Below are 16,715 nucleotides of genomic sequence, written 5' to 3'. Positions count from 1 at the left end.
CCGGCGGCGGCGGCGTCTTGCACCCACCAGTCGCCGGCCTCGAAGCCGGGCCAGGCGGCGACGTCGCCGCGCTTGCCCGTGCGGACCGTGCCGCCGGGCAGGGCCTCGCCCTCGACCGACGCCGCCAGTTCGGCCGGATCGACGCCCGGCTTGGCGGTCAGGTCTGTCGCCGGCTCTTCGCGCGTGGCCAGGGCCAGGCCGATCAGGGCCGCCTCGCCATAGGTGGCTTTCCAGCGCTGGGCCAGCCAGTCGGGCAGGTTGGATTCGGCCGTGGTCAAGCCGGGGCCGTCGCGACCGACGCCGCGCAGCACGGCGTTGACCAGATTCTTGTACGGCCGCGTCTTGGCGTCCCGCTCGGCCAGCTTGACCGCCGTCGACACCGCCGCAAACGCCGGGGTGTCCAGCACCAGGGTCTGGGCCAGGGCGACGCGCAGGATCGTCAGCACCGCCAGCGGCGGCGCCTTCTGCAGACGGCGCTCCAGGATCTGATCGATCTCGCCCAGACGGCGCAGGGCCGCCATGGCCACGGCGCGGGCGAAGGCCCGGTCCTGGGGCGGCAGGTCGCGCGCGGGCGATTGCGACAGGGCCTCGTCCAGACCCGTGCGCTTTTCCAGCGCCGCGTTCAGCAGGATGCCTGCGACCAGCCGCGCCTCGACGCCGATGTCCGCGTGCGGATCGTCCGCGACGGGTTGCCGGGTCGATTCACGACGCGGCCCGCGCGCCTTTTCAGCGATGCGGCGGCCGCGCGCGGCGGAGCTTCTGCCCTTGGGCGTTCCCCCGCTCACACCGACACCTGGGTGCCGAGCTCGACCACGCGGCCGGGCGGAATGCGGAAGAAGTCGGTCGGATTGGCGGCGTTACGCATCAGGAAGATAAACAGCTTGTCCTGCCACAGAGGCATGCCCTGGCGGGCGGATGGAACGACCGAGCGTCGGCCGAGGAAGAAGCTGGTCGACATGATGTCGAACTTCAGCCCTTGTTTGCGACACAGGCCCAGGGCGCGCGGCACGTTCGGCGTCTCCATATAGCCGAAGGTCAGGGTCAGTCGCTTGAAATCATCGCTGATCGGCTCGACCGCCACCCTTTGCAGGTCCGGCACGCGCGGCCGGTCCGAGGTGTGAACCGTCAGGATGATGTTCTTCTCGTGCAGCACCTTGTTGTGCTTGAGATTGTGCATCAGGGCCACCGGCGCCACGTCCGGGTCCGAGGTCAGGAAGATGGCCGTACCCGGCGCCCGGTGCGGCGGACGGGCGCGCAGCATCTCGATCAGATCGTTCAGCGGCAGGCTGTCCTTGCGCGTTTTGTCGGCCAGGATCTGGGAACCGCGCACCCAGGTCCACATCAGCATGACCAAGCCCCCGCCCAGCACCAGCGGCATCCATGCGCCCGCCGGGATCTTCAGCAGGTTGGAGGTCAGGAAGACCGCGTCGATGAAGCCGAACGGCACCAGCGTCAGCAGGATGGCCCACCACGACCACTTCCACTTGTGACGCACGACGGTGAAGGCCATCAGGGTGTTGACCATCATGGTCCCCGTCACCGCCACGCCATAGGCGGCCGTCAGGTTGTGCGACGACTGGAAGCTGACCAGCACGAACAGCACCCCGACCAGCAGCAGGCTGTTGATCGCGGGCACATAGATCTGGCCGGCCTGGGTCTCGGAAGTGTTGCGGATGTCGATACGCGGCAACAGGCCCAGCTGGACCGCCTGTTGCGTGACCGAGAAGGCGCCCGTGATCATCGCCTGGCTGGCGATCACCGTCGCCGCCGTGGCCAGGATCAGCATGGGCCAATAGGCCAGCTGCGGCACCATGTTCCAGAACGGATTATGCGCCGCGCCGGGGTGCGACAGCAGGAAGGCGCCCTGGCCCAGGTAACAGAGCGTCAGACACGGCAGGACGATGAACAGCCAGCTCTGGCGGATCGGCGCCTTGCCGAAATGGCCCATGTCCGCATACAGCGCCTCGGCCCCGGTGACGGCCAGGAAGACGCTGCCCAGGATGACGAAGCCCAGGAAGCCGTCGGCGATCAGCAGCTTGATCCCATAGTAGGGCGACAGGGCCTTCAGGATCGACAGGTCGTCGAAGATATGGACCACGCCCAGCAGGCCCAGCGACAGGAACCAGATCAGGGTGATGGGGCCGAAGAACTTGGCCAGGCCCGCCGTGCCGCGCGACTGGACCAGGAAGAGCGCGATCAGAATGCCCGCCGCCAGCGGCAGGATGAAGGGATCCAGCCGCCCGTTCAGGCCCGGCGCCTCCTGCAGGCCTTCGACCGCCGACAGGACCGAGATGGCGGGGGTGATGACGCCGTCGGAGTAGAACAGGGCCGCGCCGCAGACGCCCAGGACGAACAGCCAGGCGCTGCGTCGGCCGATCGCGTGCTGGGCCAGGGCCATCAGCGACAGGGTGCCGCCCTCGCCCTTGTTGTCCGCCCGCATCAGGAACATGACGTATTTGAACGTCACGACGACCATCAGCGCCCAAAAGGCCAGGGACACCACGCCGATGATCGCCAGGTCGCCGCCGACGCCCTTCTGGGCGTGCGCCGTCGCCTCGCGCAGGGCGTAGATCGGGCTGGTGCCGATATCGCCGAAGACCACGCCGATGGCGCCCAGGATCAGGGCGCGGTGGCTGGCCTTGCCTCCGCCATGACCGTCCGCCCCGCCGGAAGGCGGAGTCTGGGCGTTGGCGGGAGAGGAGGCGTTGGCGGTTGGCGCGGCGTCGCCGCGGGGCGTATCCCCGACCATGCAATGTTCTCCGGGTCGCGCGAGGAGGCGCGCGCCCATCAAGAGCGGCGGGCCTTTAGACCTTTTCCGTCAGCGGTTCAATCGCGCCCCGGTTCCGGGCGCGCGGCGGACGACAGGATGCGGCGATCGTCCTTGGCCTGAAGCAGCACCACCACCCCTTCGTCGCTCCCCGCGTCCTGGGGCAGGGGGAACAGCACCGGCCGCCCGTTCCAGTCGCCCAGGCGGCGCACCTCGCGCACCACATTGACGTGGGTCACAGCCCGGCCGCGGTTGTCGCCGCCCTTGACCTCGACCGTCTGCTGCCCCGGTCGATAGACGACGGCGACGACCTCGGCTCCGCCTTCCGGAGGACGCCCTGAACCGACGCCGACGCGATCGCCGGTCTCGCGGAACTCGATCTCGGGCGGCCAGCCCCGGCCCTGCGCCTCGGCCTCGACGGCGGCCTTCAGCTCCGGCGAGCGGGCGCCCGAGACATGACGGCGCCCGTCGATCACCACCTGCGGCGTCGAGACGTTCCGCAGCTTCAGGGCCTGGCGATAGGCGCGCTGGCGCTCGGCGAACTCGGGCCGGGCGAAGGTGTCGGACCAGCCCAGATAGTCCCAGTAATCGACGCCGTAGGTCAGGACGATCACGCCCGGATCCTCGGCCACCGTCTCGACCGTACGGTTGGCGTCGGGACAGCCTGCGCAGCCCTGGGCGGTGAACAGCTCGACCACCACCGGCTGGACCGGGGCGTCCCGCTCGCGCGACGGCGCGGCGGCGACGGCCAGCAGGCCTGCGCCCGCGACCACCGCCGTCATCCCGTACCTGAACAGGCCCCGTGCCATCATGGCGGCGATCCTATCCCTTCGGCCCGATAACGCCGCTCATAAATGCGTGAGCGGCGCGTCGGGCGCGACGAGCGTTACAATCAGTCCATCAGTTGCTGGCTGAGATAGACGTAGTGGCGCGCCCAGCGGCGAGCGTTGGCGACCGGGTCGGCGTCGTTGGAGTGGCCGCCCGCCGTGTCCTCGAAATAGAGGTGGTCGTGGCCCTGATCGCCCAGGCGCGCCGCGAACTTGCGGGCGTGACCGGGGTGCACCCGATCGTCGCGCGTGTTGGTGGTGATGTAGACGCGCGGGTATTTCACTTCGGGCCGCAGCTGCTGATAGGCCGAGTAGCGGGCGATGAATTCAGCGTCGCCCGGAATGCGCGGATCGCCGTATTCGCCCATCCACGAGGCGCCCGCCGGCAGCTCCTGATAGCGCAGCATGTCGATCAGCGGGCTTTCGATCACCGCCGCGTTGAACAGCTCCGGATGCTGGGTGATGGACACCGAGGTCAGCACCCCGCCGTTCGAGCGGCCGTAGATGCCCAGGTGGCGCGGGCTGGTGATGCGGCGCTGCTCCAGATCGCGGGCCACGGCGGCGAAGTCGTCGAAGGCGCGCTGACGGTTCTCGCGCAGGGCCGCCTGGTGCCAACCGGGGCCGAACTCGCCGCCGCCGCGGATGTTGGCCTGGACGAAGACGCCGCCGTTCTCGAGCCACAGCTTGCCCATCTCGGGCTTGTACGCGGGCGGGAAGCTGGCCTGGAAGCCGCCGTAACCGAACAGGATGGTCGGGCCGGTCCCATCCATCGCCAGGTTCTTGGGCCGGGTGACGAAGTAAGGAATCTTCGTCCCGTCGGTCGAGACGGCCTCGAACTGCTCGACCACATGGGTCGAGGCGTCGAACTTGGCGGGCGCCGATTTCAGTTCGCTCAGGGCGCCGGTGGCGACCTCGGCCAGGCTGAGGGTCGGCGGCGTCAGGAAGCCTTGCGTCGAGACGAAGACCCGGCCCTTGGCCTTGGAGCTGTCGCCCAGACCCACGGCGCTGTTGGCGGGAACGGGGATGTCGGTCGCGGTCCAGCCCCCGACGCCCGGCGTGAAGCGTTTGAGCGTGCCGACGACATTGTCGGCGATGACGGCGACGATGCTGTCCTCGAACACCCTGACGTCCTGCAGGGACTGACGCGCGCCCGGGGCGAAGATGGTCGCCGTCTTCGCGTCGATGCGGATGCTCTGGCGCACGTCGCCCAGTACGCCCATCGGCATGGCGACCAGAGACCCGGCGGCATAATCCTGACCGTCGAAGCTCCACGCCTGTTCGGGCGAGAAGATCAGCTTGCCGCCCAGCACGCCCTGAACGCCCACGCGCTCGGGCAGGTTGAGCCTGTAGGGCTTGCCGTCGGAGCCCAAAGCCCAGATTTCCGAACGGAAGGTGTCCAGCGGGCGGCTGAACAGCACGGCCTCGACCGCGCCCGCCTTGTCGCGGAACACCATGGGCGAGACGCCGTAGCCGCCGTCGCCCTGCTCGCCGCGATAGACCTCGGTCGCGTGCGCCAGCGGGTGGCCGCGCGTCAGGGATTTGACGATGAAGGGATAGCCCGACTCCGTCAGGCTGCCGGGACCGAAGTCGGTGGCGATCAGCAGGGTGTCGCGGTCCAGCCAGGAAATGCGGTGCTTGCCCTCGGGGATGACGAAACCGCCGTCCACGAACCGCTTGGTCGTCAGGTCGAACTCACGCACCGTCACGGCGTCCTTGCCGCCGTCCGACAGGTTGATCAGGCAGCGGGTCTCGTCCGGCGCCAGGCAGTTGGCGCCCTTGAACACCCAGTCCTTGCCCTCGGCCTTGGCCAGGGCGTCGATGTCCAGCAGCGTCTCCCACTGCGGCTGGGTGGTGCGATAGCTGGCCAGCGTCGTGCGGCGCCAGACGCCCTTGGGATTGGCCGCGTCCTGCCAGAAGTTCCCCAGGCCTTCGCCCAGGAAGCTGACGCCGGGGATGCGGTCGGTCGCGGTCAGGATGGCCTCGGCCTGCTGACGGAACGGCTCATAGCGGCGGTCGCCGGTCAGGGCGGCCAGGGCCTTTTCGTTCGAGGCGGCGACGAAGGCGCGGGCCGCGGCGCCGTCCACCTCTTCCAGCGCCAGATGATCGTCGGCGGCCTTGACCCCCGCGGGCGACAGGTCGCGCGGGAAGTGCGGCGGCGGATTGGTCGCGGACGCGGCGACCGGATCGGCCGCCGCTCCCTCAGCCAGGGCCGGCGCGGCGGCCAACATCAGGGCGGGCAGGGCGACGGACAGGAACAGGGACTTCATCATGATCTCGGGCTCCGTCGGTTACGGCTGGGCCGGCTGATCCATCAGCCGACGGGTCAGATAGGTGTATTCCAGGGCTATGCGGCGGGCCGTCTCGCGCAGGTTGGCGCCGGCCGCGTGACCGCCGTCGACGTTTTCATAGAAGAGCACCGGATAGCCCAGCTCCTCCATCCGCGCCGCCGCCTTGCGGGCGTGGCCGGGGTGGACGCGGTCGTCCTTGGTCGAGGTGTGGATGAAGACTTCCGGATAGGGCTGGCCCGCCGACAGCTTCTGATAGGGCGAGTACTCCTCGATCCAGGCGCGCTGTTCCGGGATGTCCGGGTTGCCGTATTCGCCGATCCACGAGGCGCCGGCCAGCAGCTTGTGGAAGCGCAGCATGTCGAACAGGGGCACCTGGATGACCGCCGCATTGATCAGGTCCGGGCGCTGGGTCAGCATGGCGCCCATGAACAGTCCGCCCTGCGAGCCGCCCATGATCCCCAGGTGCGGCTGCGAGGTGATGCCGCGCGTGATCAGATCCTGGGCCACGGCCTGGAAGTCCTCGTGCGCGCGCTGGCGGTTTTCCTGCTGGGCCGCCTGGTGCCACTTGGGTCCGAACTCGCCGCCGCCGCGGGTGTTGGCGATGACATAGACGCCGCCCCGCTCCAGCCACAGCTTGCCGACCGTCGGCGAATAGCCGGGCAGCAACGACGACTGGAAGCCGCCGTAGCCGTACAGCAGCGTCGGGTTCGATCCGTCCATCGCCATGGCGTCCTTGTGGACGACGAAATAGGGGATCATCGTCCCGTCGGCGCTGCGCGCCTCGAACTGATCGACGCGCATGCCGCTGGCGTCGAACTTGTCCGGCAGAGCCTTGGTCAAGGCGACCGCGCCGGTCGCCGCATCGGCCAGGTAGAGGCTGGACGGGTTCAGATAGCCGGTGACGCTGACGAAGATCTTGTCGTCGCGCTCCGAGGCCGAGCCGACGCCGACCGAGACGTTCTGCGGCAGGTCCAGGCGCGTGCGGCTCCAGTCGGCCGGGTCATAGACATAGACCGAGCCGCGCACGTTCTCGTACAGGGCGACGACCAGCTTGTTGCGGGTGGCGTTGATCCCCTCGATCGCTTCGCGCTCGCCAGGACGGATCACCAGTTGCGCCGGGGTCTTGGGATCGGCCAGCCAGGCCTGCAGGTTCCAGGCGATGACATCGCCGGTCTTGAAATCTTGGCCCGACGGCGCGGTCCAGTCCTGGTCCGTCGTCACCACCAGCTGGCCGGCGACCAGGGCGTTGATATTGCCCTTGAGCGGCAGCTCCAGCTTGGTCGTCGTGCCGTCCGCGTTCAGACGCCAGGTCTCGCTCTCATAGAAGTTGATCCCCCGGTTCAACAGCACCGCCTGAACCACGCCGTCCGCGTCGCGCAGGGTGTAGCCCGAAACCGAGACGTCGGTCTGCTGGCCGGCGAAGACCTCGACCGCCTGATCGACGCTCTGGCCGCGCTTCATCAGTCGCACCGTACGCGGATAGCCCGAGTCCGTCAGCGAACCCTCGCCGAAGTCGCGCGAGATCAGCAGCGTATCCTTGTCGATCCAGCTGGCGTCGCCCTTGGATTCGGGCAGGTTCACGCCGCCCTCGACGAAGGTTTTCGTCACGCTGTCGAACTCGCGGATCGTCACCGCGTCCTTGCCGCCATCCGACAGGGAGATCAGGCAATAGCGTTCCTCGGGCGGCAGGCAGGTCGCGCCCTTGTAGACCCAGTTGGCGCCCTCGGCCGCCGACAGGGCGTCGATGTCCAGGATGGTCTCCCACCGCGGCGCGTCGGTGCGGTAGGAGTCCAGCGTCGTGCGGCGCCAGATGCCGCGCACATGCTCGGCGTCCTGCCAGAAGTTGTCGACATGGCCGTCGTGGGTGAAGCCGGGCGAGGGGATGCGGTCGCGCGACTGCACCAGGTCCAGCGCCTGCTGGTGCAGGCCCTCGTAGCGCGGGTCGCCCTGCAGAACGCCCAGAGAGGTCTCGTTGTGCGCCTTGACCCACTCCATGGCCCGGTCGCCCTCGACCTCTTCCAACCAGATGTAGGGGTCGGTCGCATCGCTGGCGGCGAAGCCCGGAGCCGTCGAGGCGGCGCTTGCGGAAACAGTAGCTTGGGCCATGGCGACGGGTGCGGCTCCGGCGACGAGAAGAAGGGCGGCGACGGACGCCAGCGAGCGGATGGTCATGAGTGTCCCCCAACGGACGAATGTTTCGCGCGGCACCTTGGCGAGGGCGAAGGCGGGGGGCAAGCGTCTGTAATCTTACAGGCTTGTAATCTTTTGCCGCAGGACGCGCTTCAGTCGCCGTCGTCGGGGATGCACAGGATCTGGCCGCAGGCCTTGCAGTGGACGGCGTCGGGATCATGCTTCTGAAGCCCGCATGTCGGGCAGGGGAACTTCACCTTGTGCGGCCGGATCAGGGTCTGGGCCAGGCGGATGAACAGGGTGATGCCCACCAGCATGACAACGATGGAGATGACCCGCCCCCAATTGCCGGGCAAGGTGATGTCGCCGAAGCCCGTCGTCGTCAGGGTGGCGACGGTGAAATACAAGGCGTCCAGATAGCCGTTGATGTGCTCGGCCTTGCCCCGGAAATAGGCGTAGACAAAGCCGGTGGTCACGAAGACGAAGGTGACCAGGGCGGTCAGGGCGCGCGTGACCTCCTCGACCCGCGTGTCGTCGAAGCGGCGACCGATGGTGCGCCAGAACAGCTCGCTGTTCAGCAGGCTCCAGAACCGCAACAGCCGCAGGAAGCCCAGATTGGCCAGCCAGGCCGGGAACAACAGGGTCGCCAGGACGAACAGGTCGACCCAGACGATCGGCCGCTTCAACCACGACCGGATGTCGGAATAGGCGTAGGCCCGCGCCGCCAGATCCAGCCCCAGGACGGCGGCGATCAGATAGTCCAGCACATAGAAGGCCCAGCCCGCCTCCTTCAGGATCGGCGTGGCCAGGAAGAAGCCGATGATGATCAGATCGATGACGATGACCATCAGGCGGAACTTCACCGCCGCCGGCTGTGAGCCGTGATAGAGGTAGCGCAAACGCGCCCTCAGCCGCAGCCCGTCGGATTTGGCGGTTTGGCTCTGGTCAGACGTCATCGCCGCCACCGATACATGAACCGGCGAAAAATCCTATATGAAGACGATCATGAGCCAGTCCGCCCGCCCCTACATCCGCATGAACGGCGCCGGAAACGCCTTCATCGTCGTCCAAGCCTTTGAAGCGCCGTTCCACCCCACCGAGGATCAGGTGCGCGCCCTGGCCGATCCGGCGGCGGGTCTGGGCGGCTTCGACCAGTTAATCGGCGTCGAACCGTCCGAGACGGCCGACGCCTTCATGCGCGTCTGGAACGCCGACGGCTCCATGGTCGAGACCTGCGGCAACGCCCTGCGCTGCGTCGGCTGGCTGCTGCTGGAGGCGACGGACAAGGAAGAGGTGGTCATCGACACCCTGGGCGGGCCCACCACCGCTCGCCGGGCTTCAGACCGCGTCGGGGCCGGAGATCCCAAAGGATCGACGACCGCGACCCATCAAGTGACCGTGGACATGGGCGCGCCGCGCCTCGACTGGGCCCAGGTGCCGCTGTCGGAAGAAATGGACACGCGCGGCATCGAGCTGCAGGTCGGGCCGATCGACGCCCCCGTGCTGCACACGCCGGGCGCCGTCTCGATGGGCAATCCCCACGTCGTCTTCTTCACCGACCGACAGGACGACGCCTTCGTGCGCGGCTCCGGCTCCCTGATCGAGCACCACCCCCTGTTCCCCGAAGGGGTCAATGTCGGCTTCGCCGACGTGCTGGCCCGCGATCACATTCGGTTGCGGGTGTGGGAGCGGGGCGCGGGCCTGACCCTGGCCTGCGGCACGGGCGCCTGCGCCGCCCTGGTCGCCTCGGCGCGACGCGGTCTGACCGACCGAAAGGCCGCCGTGACGGTCAACGGGGGCGAACTGATCATCGCCTGGGACGAGGCGTCCGGCCACGTTTTCATGACCGGCCCGGTCGAGATCGAAGGAACAGGACTCCTGCCTGCCGGGTGACGGAGAAACCACGCAATCGGCCTTGACCCGGCGTCAGCGGTTGTCCCCGCCGATCCCACGATCTAGGAACGAAATGCGCCTGCCCCTTCCCGAGATCGAAATGCCCGAATTGACCGATAAACAGACCTTCTCCGACGACGACGCTCTGGAGTTCCACAGCGCGCCGACGCCGGGCAAGATCTCAATGGCCCCGACCAAGCCGATGGCGACCCAGCGCGACCTGTCGCTGGCCTATTCGCCGGGCGTGGCCGTGCCGGTCCTGGCCATCGCCGCCGATGCGGACAAGGCCTACGACTACACCGCCAAGGGGAACATGGTCGCCGTCATCTCGAACGGCACCGCCATTCTGGGCCTCGGCAACCTCGGTCACATGGCCTCCAAACCGGTGATGGAAGGCAAGTCGGTCCTGTTCAAGCGCTTCGCCGACGTCGACAGCTTTGACGTGGAGGTGAAGACCACCGATCCGGACGAATTCGTCACCGTGGTCAAGAACATCGGCGACACCTGGGGCGGCATCAACCTGGAGGACATCAAGTCCCCCGAGTGCTTCGAGATCGAGGCCCAGTTGCAGGATCTGCTGGATATCCCCGTCTTCCACGACGACCAGCACGGCACGGCCATCATCTCGACCGCAGGCCTGATCAACGCGGCCCATATCGTCGGCAAGAAGCTGGAAGACCTCAAGGTCGTCCTGTCGGGCGCCGGGGCCGCGGGCCTGTCGTCCATCGCCCTGATGAAGGCCGCCGGCGTCAAGGCCGAGAACACCGTCATCTGCGATCGCCAGGGCGTCATCTACAAGGGCCGCGACAACGTCTCGCAATGGCAAGCGGCGCACGCCACCGACACGCCGCTGCGCACCCTGGCCGAGGCCATGGTCGGCGCCGACGTGGTGCTGGGCCTGTCCGCCAAGGGCGCGATCTCCAAGGAAATGGTCGCCTCCATGGCGCCCAATCCGATCATCTTCGCCATGGCCAACCCCGATCCGGAAATCACCCCGGAAGACGTCAAGTCGGTGCGTTCCGACGCCATCATCGCCACCGGCCGTTCGGACTATGTGAACCAGGTCAACAACGTCCTGGCCTTCCCCTATCTGTTCCGCGGCGCCCTGGACGTGCGCGCGCGCCAGATCAACCACGAGATGAAGATCGCCTGCGCCCAGGCCCTGGCGGCCCTGGCTCGCGAGGACGTGCCGGACGAAGTCGCCGCCGCCTATCGCGGCCGCAAGCTGAAGTTCGGCCCGGAATACATCATCCCGACCCCGTTCGACCCGCGCCTGATCTGGTACATCCCGCCCTTCATCGCCCAGACGGCGATGGAGACCGGCGTGGCGCGCAAGCCCATCGCCGACATGGACGCCTATCGCATCGCCCTGCGCCAGCGGGTCGATCCGTCCGCCGCCCTGATGCAGAAGATCCAGGCCAGCGTGCGCTCGGGTCCGAAGCAGCGCGTCGTCTTCGCCGAGGGCGAGGAGCAGTCGGTCATTCGCGCCGCCTGGGCCTTCAAGCAGGCTGATCTCGGCGTGCCGATCCTGGTCGGCCGCGAGGAGCTGATCCGCCAGAACGCCGCCGAGGCCGGCCTCCACTTCGACGACCTGGGCATTCAGATCATGAACGCCCGCGTGTCCGAGCGGAACGCCGAATACGTCGAGTGGCTGTACGCCCGCCTGCAGCGCCGCGGCTATCTGCGCCGCGACGTGCAGCGCATGATCAACCAGGACCGCAACTACTTCGCCGCCGCCATGGTCGCGCGCGGCGAGGCGGACTGCATGGTCACCGGCGTGACCCGCAACTTCAACATGGCCCTAAAGGAGGTCCGTCGCGTCCTCGACGTCACGGACCGCATGATCGGCCTGTCGATCCTGCTGGCCAAGGGCCGCACCCTGTTCGTGGCCGACACCTCAATCCATGAACTGCCCAACGCCGCCGAATTGGCCGAGATCGCGGTCAAGGCCGCCGCCACGGTCAAGAAGCTGGGCCGCAAGCCGCGCGTGGCCTTCCTCAGCTACTCGACCTTCGGCGACCCGCCGGGCGATCGCGGCGAGAAGGTGCGCGAAGCCATCCGCATCCTGGACGCCATGGACGTCGACTTCGAATACGAAGGCGAGATGCCGCCGGAGCTGGCGCTCAACCCCGAGGCGCGCGCCAACTATCCCTTCATGCGCCTGACTGGCGACGCCAACGTCCTGGTCATGCCGGCCATCCATTCAGCGGCCATTTCGACCCGCCTGGTCCAGTCGCTGGGCGGCGCCACGGTGATCGGCCCCCTGCTGGTCGGCCTCGAGAAGTCGGTGCAGATCGTGCCTCTGGGCGCCTCGGTCGGCGAGATCATCACCGCCGCCACCTTCGCCGCCTACGCCGAAGGGGTGGAGATCGAGGACTGATCGTCCGCTCTGTCGCGGCGACGTTGAGAGGCGGCCTTCGGGCCGCCTCTTTGCGTTCCAACTCAGGGCGTTTCAGCCTCTAGGAATCGAGGTTGAGGCGACGGCGCTCCATCGTCAGACGCCCCCACTCCATCGCACAGAACACCACCGCCACCACGCCCAACCAGGCGGCGATGACGAACATGGCGGCATAGCCCTGACGCTCGATCAGCTCGCCCAGGGCGCCGCGCCCCAGGGTGCCGATCAGCAGGGCCAGCGAGGTGAAGACGGCGAACTGCACCGCCCCGAACATCTTGTTCGACAGGGCCGACAGATAGGCCACGAAAGCCGCACCCGCGAAGCCGCCGGCGATGTTCTCGCCCGCAATGGCCATCATCAGCCGCGCCAGGGGCTCGCCCACGCCGAAAGCGCCGAACAGCTTGTAGAGGCCGGTCGCGCTCATGAAGCCGCCGATCACCGGCGCGCCCATGGCCAGATCCATCATCAGCAGATTGGTCGCCGCCGACAGGGCCGCGCCCAACAGCAGACTGGCCATCCGCCCGATGACCAGCAACGCCCAGCCGCCCAGGGCGATGCCGACGATGGTCATGACCACGCCGAAGGTCTTGGACGCCAGGGCGATCTCGGTCTTGGTGTGGCCCAGCGCCCCGCCCGTGTCCCCCATGTAGAAGGGGAAGGCGAACGGCCCCCAGACGCCGTCGGTGATGCGATAGGTCAGGATCAGGCCGAGCACGATGACGGCGCCCCAGCCCAGACGGCCCATCAGCTCGACCAGGGGGGCCAGGATGGCGTCGTAGAGAGTGTCCGCAAAGCTCGAGCCCTTGGCGCTCGACGGCGACGATGATGGGGCAGACTTGCCCCCGCGCCAGACGATGATCCCGGCCAGGACGGCCGGCAGGATCACCGCCATGCCCACAATCCACGGCCCCCAGACGGCGGTGAATTCTCCGGCGCTGGGCGCAGGCTTGACCGTCAGCGCCGTGACCATGAAGCGCACCAGCATGAAGGCGGCCCAGGCCCAGGCGGCCAGGGTGACGACCAGGGCGGTCATGCGCAGGCGCGGCGAGCCGATGCGCTCGCGCGCGATGGCGGCGCGCGGCGCGGCCTTGGGCTCGGGCGCGATCAGCGTGCCCAGAACGCCCAGTCCCATCAGCCCGGCGCCGATGACGAAGGTCGCCGACCAGCCCAGCTGATCCGCCAGCACCAGGGCGCCCGCCCCGCCGACCAGGGCCGCCGTGCGGAAGCCCAGCTGATAGACGGTCGACAGCAGGTCGACCGGCGTCCGCTCGTCCGCCACCTCGATCCGCCAGGTGTCGATGACGATGTCCTGGGTCGCCGAAGCGAAGGCGCCCAGGGCCGCGGCGCCCGCCAGCACCACGATGGCCCCCGTCCCCGGATGCGACAGGGAGATGGTCAAAAGCGCGCCCGCCAGCACGATCTGGCACAGGATCAGCCACGACCGACGCCGGCCCATCCGGCCAATCACCGGCGGTGTCAGTCCGACCGCGGGCGACCACAGGAACTTGAAGGCGCCGAACAGCCCGACCCACGACAGGACGCCGATGGTCGCCACCGACACCCCCGCATCGGACAGCCAGGCGTTCAAGGTGCCGAACAGCATGGCGAAGGGCAGGCCCGCCGAGAAGCCCAGCAGCAGCATAGCCAGGGTGCGTCGCTCGCGGAACGCCGCCTTGAGCACGCCCAGGCCCTTGGGAGACGGCTGCAACGCCGCGACCTCGGAAGCGGGCGTCTTGGAATCGGTCATGCGTGGCTCCGGCGGGGCGCCGCCGGGCGATACGGACGACGGACTACTGGCAGATCAGGAAGCGGCGACCTTGGCGCGGTTGGCGGCGTTCGTCCAGCGGGCCAGGGCGACGCGCAGCGCGTCCGCCTCCAGCGGCTTGGCCAGATGATCGTCCATCCCGGCCTCGAGACAGGCGACGCGATCCTCGGCGAAGGCGTTGGCGGTCAGGGCGATGATCGGCGTCTGGTCCCCGCGCGCCCGCAGCGCCCGCGCGGCGCTCGGTCCGTCCAGGCGCGGCATCCGCATGTCCATGAAGACCAGATCGAACCGCGCCGCCTTCAGGGCGTCCAGCGCTTCCTGACCGTCGGCGGCGGTCTGGACCACGCAGCCCTCGCGGCGCAGCAAGGTCTTGGCCAGAAGGGCGCCGACCGGATTGTCCTCGACCAGCAGCACCCGCACGCCCTTGAAGGCGACATGAGCCACGCGGTCGTCGTCGCCGGGCCGCACCGGCGGCGAGGGCAGGCCCCGACGCGGCGCAGCGGCCGCCAGCACGCGCTCAGCCAGCGACTCCCGACGCAGGGGCTTGATCAGATAGCCGCAGAAACCCGCCGCCCGATAGCGGCTGATCAGGTCGCGCTCGGAGGGACGCAGCAGGATGATGGCCTGACCCTGGCTGGGCCGAACCGCCAAGGCTTCCTCGTCAGCACCCGCGTGGTCGATCAGCGTCACGCCGGCCTGACGCGCCACCCGACCGCCCGAGGCCTCTATCTGATCGGTCGCCGCCCGGCGCACGAAGGGATTCGGCGTGCGGATCGCCACCGCCAGCCCGTCGAGAAGTCGCGCACGCGCCTCGGCGTCGGCCACGACCGGAAACTCGGCTTCAAAGCGAAAGCGAGCGCCGGGACCATCCGGCCGATCCTCGACCACGGCGTCGCCGCCCATGGCGCGGGCCAGCCGTCGCACCACCGCCAAACCGAGGCCCGCCCCGTCGAACCGGGCGGCGTCCGAGATGTCGGCGTGTCCGAACTCCTCAAAGATGCGGCCGCGCGCCGCTTCGGGCACGCCGGGGCCGGTGTCGTCGACGATGAAGGCCAGGCGCGCAGGCGCCCCATCCATGCGTTCGCCGACCGCCTCAACCGCCAGGCGCACCCCGCCCCGGTCGGTGAACTTCACTGCATTGCCCGCCAGGTTGAACAGGATCTGCCGCAGGCGACCCTCATCGGCGACGACATCCGGGGCGTCGGCGGCGACCGACCAGACGATCTCCAACCCCTTGTCGTGGGCGCGCGGGCTGAGCAGTTCGACCACGCCGCGCACCAGGCCTTCCAGTTCGACCGGCGCAGGGTCGAATTCCAGCGCCTCGGCCTCCAGCCGAGCATAGTCCAGCAGATCGTTGACCAGGCCCAGAAGATGCTCGGCCGATTTCTGCGCCGCCTCGGCATAGGCGCGCTGGGCGCCGTCCAGACGGGTGCGCGACAGCAGTCCCAGCATGCCGATCACCCCGTTCAGGGGCGTGCGCATCTCATGGCTCATCAGTCGCAGGAATTGCTGCTCAGGCGAGGCGCCGTCGGCGGACGCCTCTATCGCGGCCTGCGCGACGTCGGGCGCGACAGGAAAGAGATCGCTCTGCGGCGACGGTTTGCGACGGGTCTGTCCCATAAGGCCACGCTAGGGCCGAGGGGTTAATTCCAGACGAACGGCGTTTGTCCCGCCCCGCCTTCCTGCACGGGAAACAGCGCGCGGCGACTGGCCTGGCGATCGAAGTCCTCATGGGCGCCGACCGTACTGCGCCGATACATCAGCGCCTCGGCCACATGGCGGCGCAGCACCCCGTCGACGCCGTCCAGATCGGCGATGGTGCGCGCCAGACGCAGAGTCCGCGTCCAGCCGCGCGCGGTCAGCCCGCCGGCCTCCCCCGCCTTCATCAACAGGGCGCGGCCCGCCTGATCCGGGGCGGCGAACCGCTCCAACGCCTCGCCCGAAGCTCTGGCGTTGAGCGCCTGCATTCCCGTCAACCCGGCCTCGACCATGCGGGCCTCCTGCATCTGCATGGCGGCGGCGACGCGGGCGGCGGCCTCGGCCGTCCCCTCGGCCGGGGCGGGCAGGATCATGTCGGCCGCCGTCACCGCCGGGGTCTCCACCGTCAGGTCGATGCGGTCGAACATCGGGCCGGAGATGCGGTTCTGATAGTCCTTCTGGCAGCGCGGAGCCTTGCCGCAGGCGCCGCGCCCCGGCCCGCCCAGCCCGCAGCGACAGGGGTTCATCGCCGCCACCAGTTGGAACCGCGCCGGATAGCGCACATGGGCGTTGGCCCGCGCCACCACGATCTCGCCCGTCTCCAGCGGCTGGCGCAGGCTGTCCAGCGCCTGGGGCGAATATTCGGGCAGTTCATCAAGGAACAGCACGCCGTTGTGCGCCAGGGAGGCCTCGCCCGGCTTGGCCTTCAGTCCGCCGCCGGTCAGGGCCGCCATCGACGCCGAATGATGCGGCGCCCTGAACGGCCGTTCACGCGTCAGCCCTCCGCGTTCGATCAGTCCGGCCACCGACCAGACCATCGACGTCTCCAGCCGCTCCATCGGCGTCAACGGCGGCAATAGGCCCGGCAGGCGCGCCGCCATCATCGACTTACCCGAACCCGGCGGGCCGACGAACAGCAAGGTGTAGTCGATTGGCCACGACAGGAACA

General features: G+C 68.7%; 11 protein-coding genes. 2 read left to right on the top strand and 9 right to left on the bottom strand.

Annotation, left to right across the window (positions count from 1 at the left end; all coding sequences use genetic code 11):
• The 6 genes from B2Y21_RS09060 to B2Y21_RS09035 all read right to left on the bottom strand — a co-directional run.
• Window positions 1-785 (bottom strand): transcription antitermination factor NusB (locus B2Y21_RS09060; RefSeq protein ID WP_292059077.1); only part of this gene is annotated, 785 nt, incomplete at its 3' end.
• Complete coding sequence (locus tag B2Y21_RS09055) at window positions 782-2,749, bottom strand: potassium transporter Kup (protein WP_292059075.1); 1,968 nt, start codon at window positions 2,747-2,749, stop codon at window positions 782-784. The genes B2Y21_RS09055 and B2Y21_RS09060, both read right to left, overlap by 4 nt.
• A gap of 77 nt (window positions 2,750-2,826) precedes the next feature.
• Window positions 2,827-3,579 carry a DUF1223 domain-containing protein gene (locus B2Y21_RS09050; protein WP_292059073.1) on the bottom strand — a complete coding sequence of 251 codons (753 nt, stop codon included), beginning with the start codon at window positions 3,577-3,579 and terminating at the stop codon, window positions 2,827-2,829.
• 80 nt (window positions 3,580-3,659) lie between these two features.
• Window positions 3,660-5,864, bottom strand: a complete 2,205-nt coding sequence (locus B2Y21_RS09045) for a prolyl oligopeptidase family serine peptidase (RefSeq protein ID WP_292059071.1) — start codon at window positions 5,862-5,864, stop codon at window positions 3,660-3,662.
• Between the two features lie 18 nt (window positions 5,865-5,882).
• Window positions 5,883-8,054 carry a prolyl oligopeptidase family serine peptidase gene (locus B2Y21_RS09040; RefSeq protein ID WP_292059069.1) on the bottom strand — a complete coding sequence of 724 codons (2,172 nt, stop codon included), beginning with the start codon at window positions 8,052-8,054 and terminating at the stop codon, window positions 5,883-5,885.
• Between the two features lie 110 nt (window positions 8,055-8,164).
• Window positions 8,165-8,968: a potassium channel family protein gene (locus tag B2Y21_RS09035; protein ID WP_292059067.1), complete on the bottom strand. Its 804-nt coding sequence runs from the start codon at window positions 8,966-8,968 to the stop codon at window positions 8,165-8,167.
• Window positions 8,969-9,017: 49 nt separating this feature from the next.
• Between B2Y21_RS09035 and dapF the strand changes: the two genes are divergently transcribed.
• Both dapF and B2Y21_RS09025 read left to right on the top strand, forming a co-directional pair.
• Window positions 9,018-9,905 carry a diaminopimelate epimerase gene (dapF, locus tag B2Y21_RS09030; RefSeq protein WP_292059065.1) on the top strand — a complete coding sequence of 296 codons (888 nt, stop codon included), beginning with the start codon at window positions 9,018-9,020 and terminating at the stop codon, window positions 9,903-9,905.
• Between the two features lie 100 nt (window positions 9,906-10,005).
• On the top strand, window positions 10,006-12,285 hold the full coding sequence (locus B2Y21_RS09025) for an NADP-dependent malic enzyme (RefSeq protein WP_292059078.1): 2,280 nt from the start codon (window positions 10,006-10,008) through the stop codon (window positions 12,283-12,285).
• Between the two features lie 79 nt (window positions 12,286-12,364).
• Here B2Y21_RS09025 and B2Y21_RS09020 read toward each other — a convergent pair whose 3' ends face one another.
• The 3 genes from B2Y21_RS09020 to B2Y21_RS09010 all read right to left on the bottom strand — a co-directional run.
• A complete protein-coding gene (locus B2Y21_RS09020) occupies window positions 12,365-14,050 on the bottom strand; it encodes an AmpG family muropeptide MFS transporter (protein WP_292059063.1) in 1,686 nt (561 codons plus the stop codon).
• Window positions 14,051-14,104: 54 nt separating this feature from the next.
• The gene (locus B2Y21_RS09015; protein WP_292059061.1) at window positions 14,105-15,688 is read right to left on the bottom strand and encodes a response regulator; all 1,584 of its coding nucleotides are present in this window, start codon (window positions 15,686-15,688) and stop codon (window positions 14,105-14,107) included.
• Window positions 15,689-15,711: 23 nt separating this feature from the next.
• On the bottom strand, window positions 15,712-16,715 hold a 1,004-nt coding region (locus B2Y21_RS09010; protein WP_292059060.1), incomplete at its 5' end, for an ATP-binding protein.

This window comes from Brevundimonas sp. UBA5936, from assembly GCA_002430835.1.
In the GTDB taxonomy this organism is placed as follows: Bacteria; Pseudomonadota; Alphaproteobacteria; order Caulobacterales; family Caulobacteraceae; genus Brevundimonas.
The sequence above is the reverse complement of the archived record's forward strand: the minus strand, read 5'-3'. Positions and strand labels throughout refer to the sequence as shown.

What these genes read in the sequence shown, in the direction of transcription:
- B2Y21_RS09045 (WP_292059071.1), bottom strand. Translation starts at nt 5,864, where the DNA reads ATGATGAAGTCCCTGTTCCTGTCCGTCGCCCTGCCCGCCCTGATGTTG.
- B2Y21_RS09020 (WP_292059063.1), bottom strand. Translation starts at nt 14,050, where the DNA reads ATGACCGATTCCAAGACGCCCGCTTCCGAGGTCGCGGCGTTGCAGCCG.
- B2Y21_RS09015 (WP_292059061.1), bottom strand. Translation starts at nt 15,688, where the DNA reads ATGGGACAGACCCGTCGCAAACCGTCGCCGCAGAGCGATCTCTTTCCT.
- B2Y21_RS09055 (WP_292059075.1), bottom strand. Translation starts at nt 2,749, where the DNA reads ATGGTCGGGGATACGCCCCGCGGCGACGCCGCGCCAACCGCCAACGCC.
- B2Y21_RS09025 (WP_292059078.1), top strand. Translation starts at nt 10,006, where the DNA reads ATGCCCGAATTGACCGATAAACAGACCTTCTCCGACGACGACGCTCTG.
- B2Y21_RS09035 (WP_292059067.1), bottom strand. Translation starts at nt 8,968, where the DNA reads ATGACGTCTGACCAGAGCCAAACCGCCAAATCCGACGGGCTGCGGCTG.
- B2Y21_RS09040 (WP_292059069.1), bottom strand. Translation starts at nt 8,054, where the DNA reads ATGACCATCCGCTCGCTGGCGTCCGTCGCCGCCCTTCTTCTCGTCGCC.
- B2Y21_RS09050 (WP_292059073.1), bottom strand. Translation starts at nt 3,579, where the DNA reads ATGATGGCACGGGGCCTGTTCAGGTACGGGATGACGGCGGTGGTCGCG.
- dapF (WP_292059065.1), top strand. Translation starts at nt 9,018, where the DNA reads ATGAGCCAGTCCGCCCGCCCCTACATCCGCATGAACGGCGCCGGAAAC.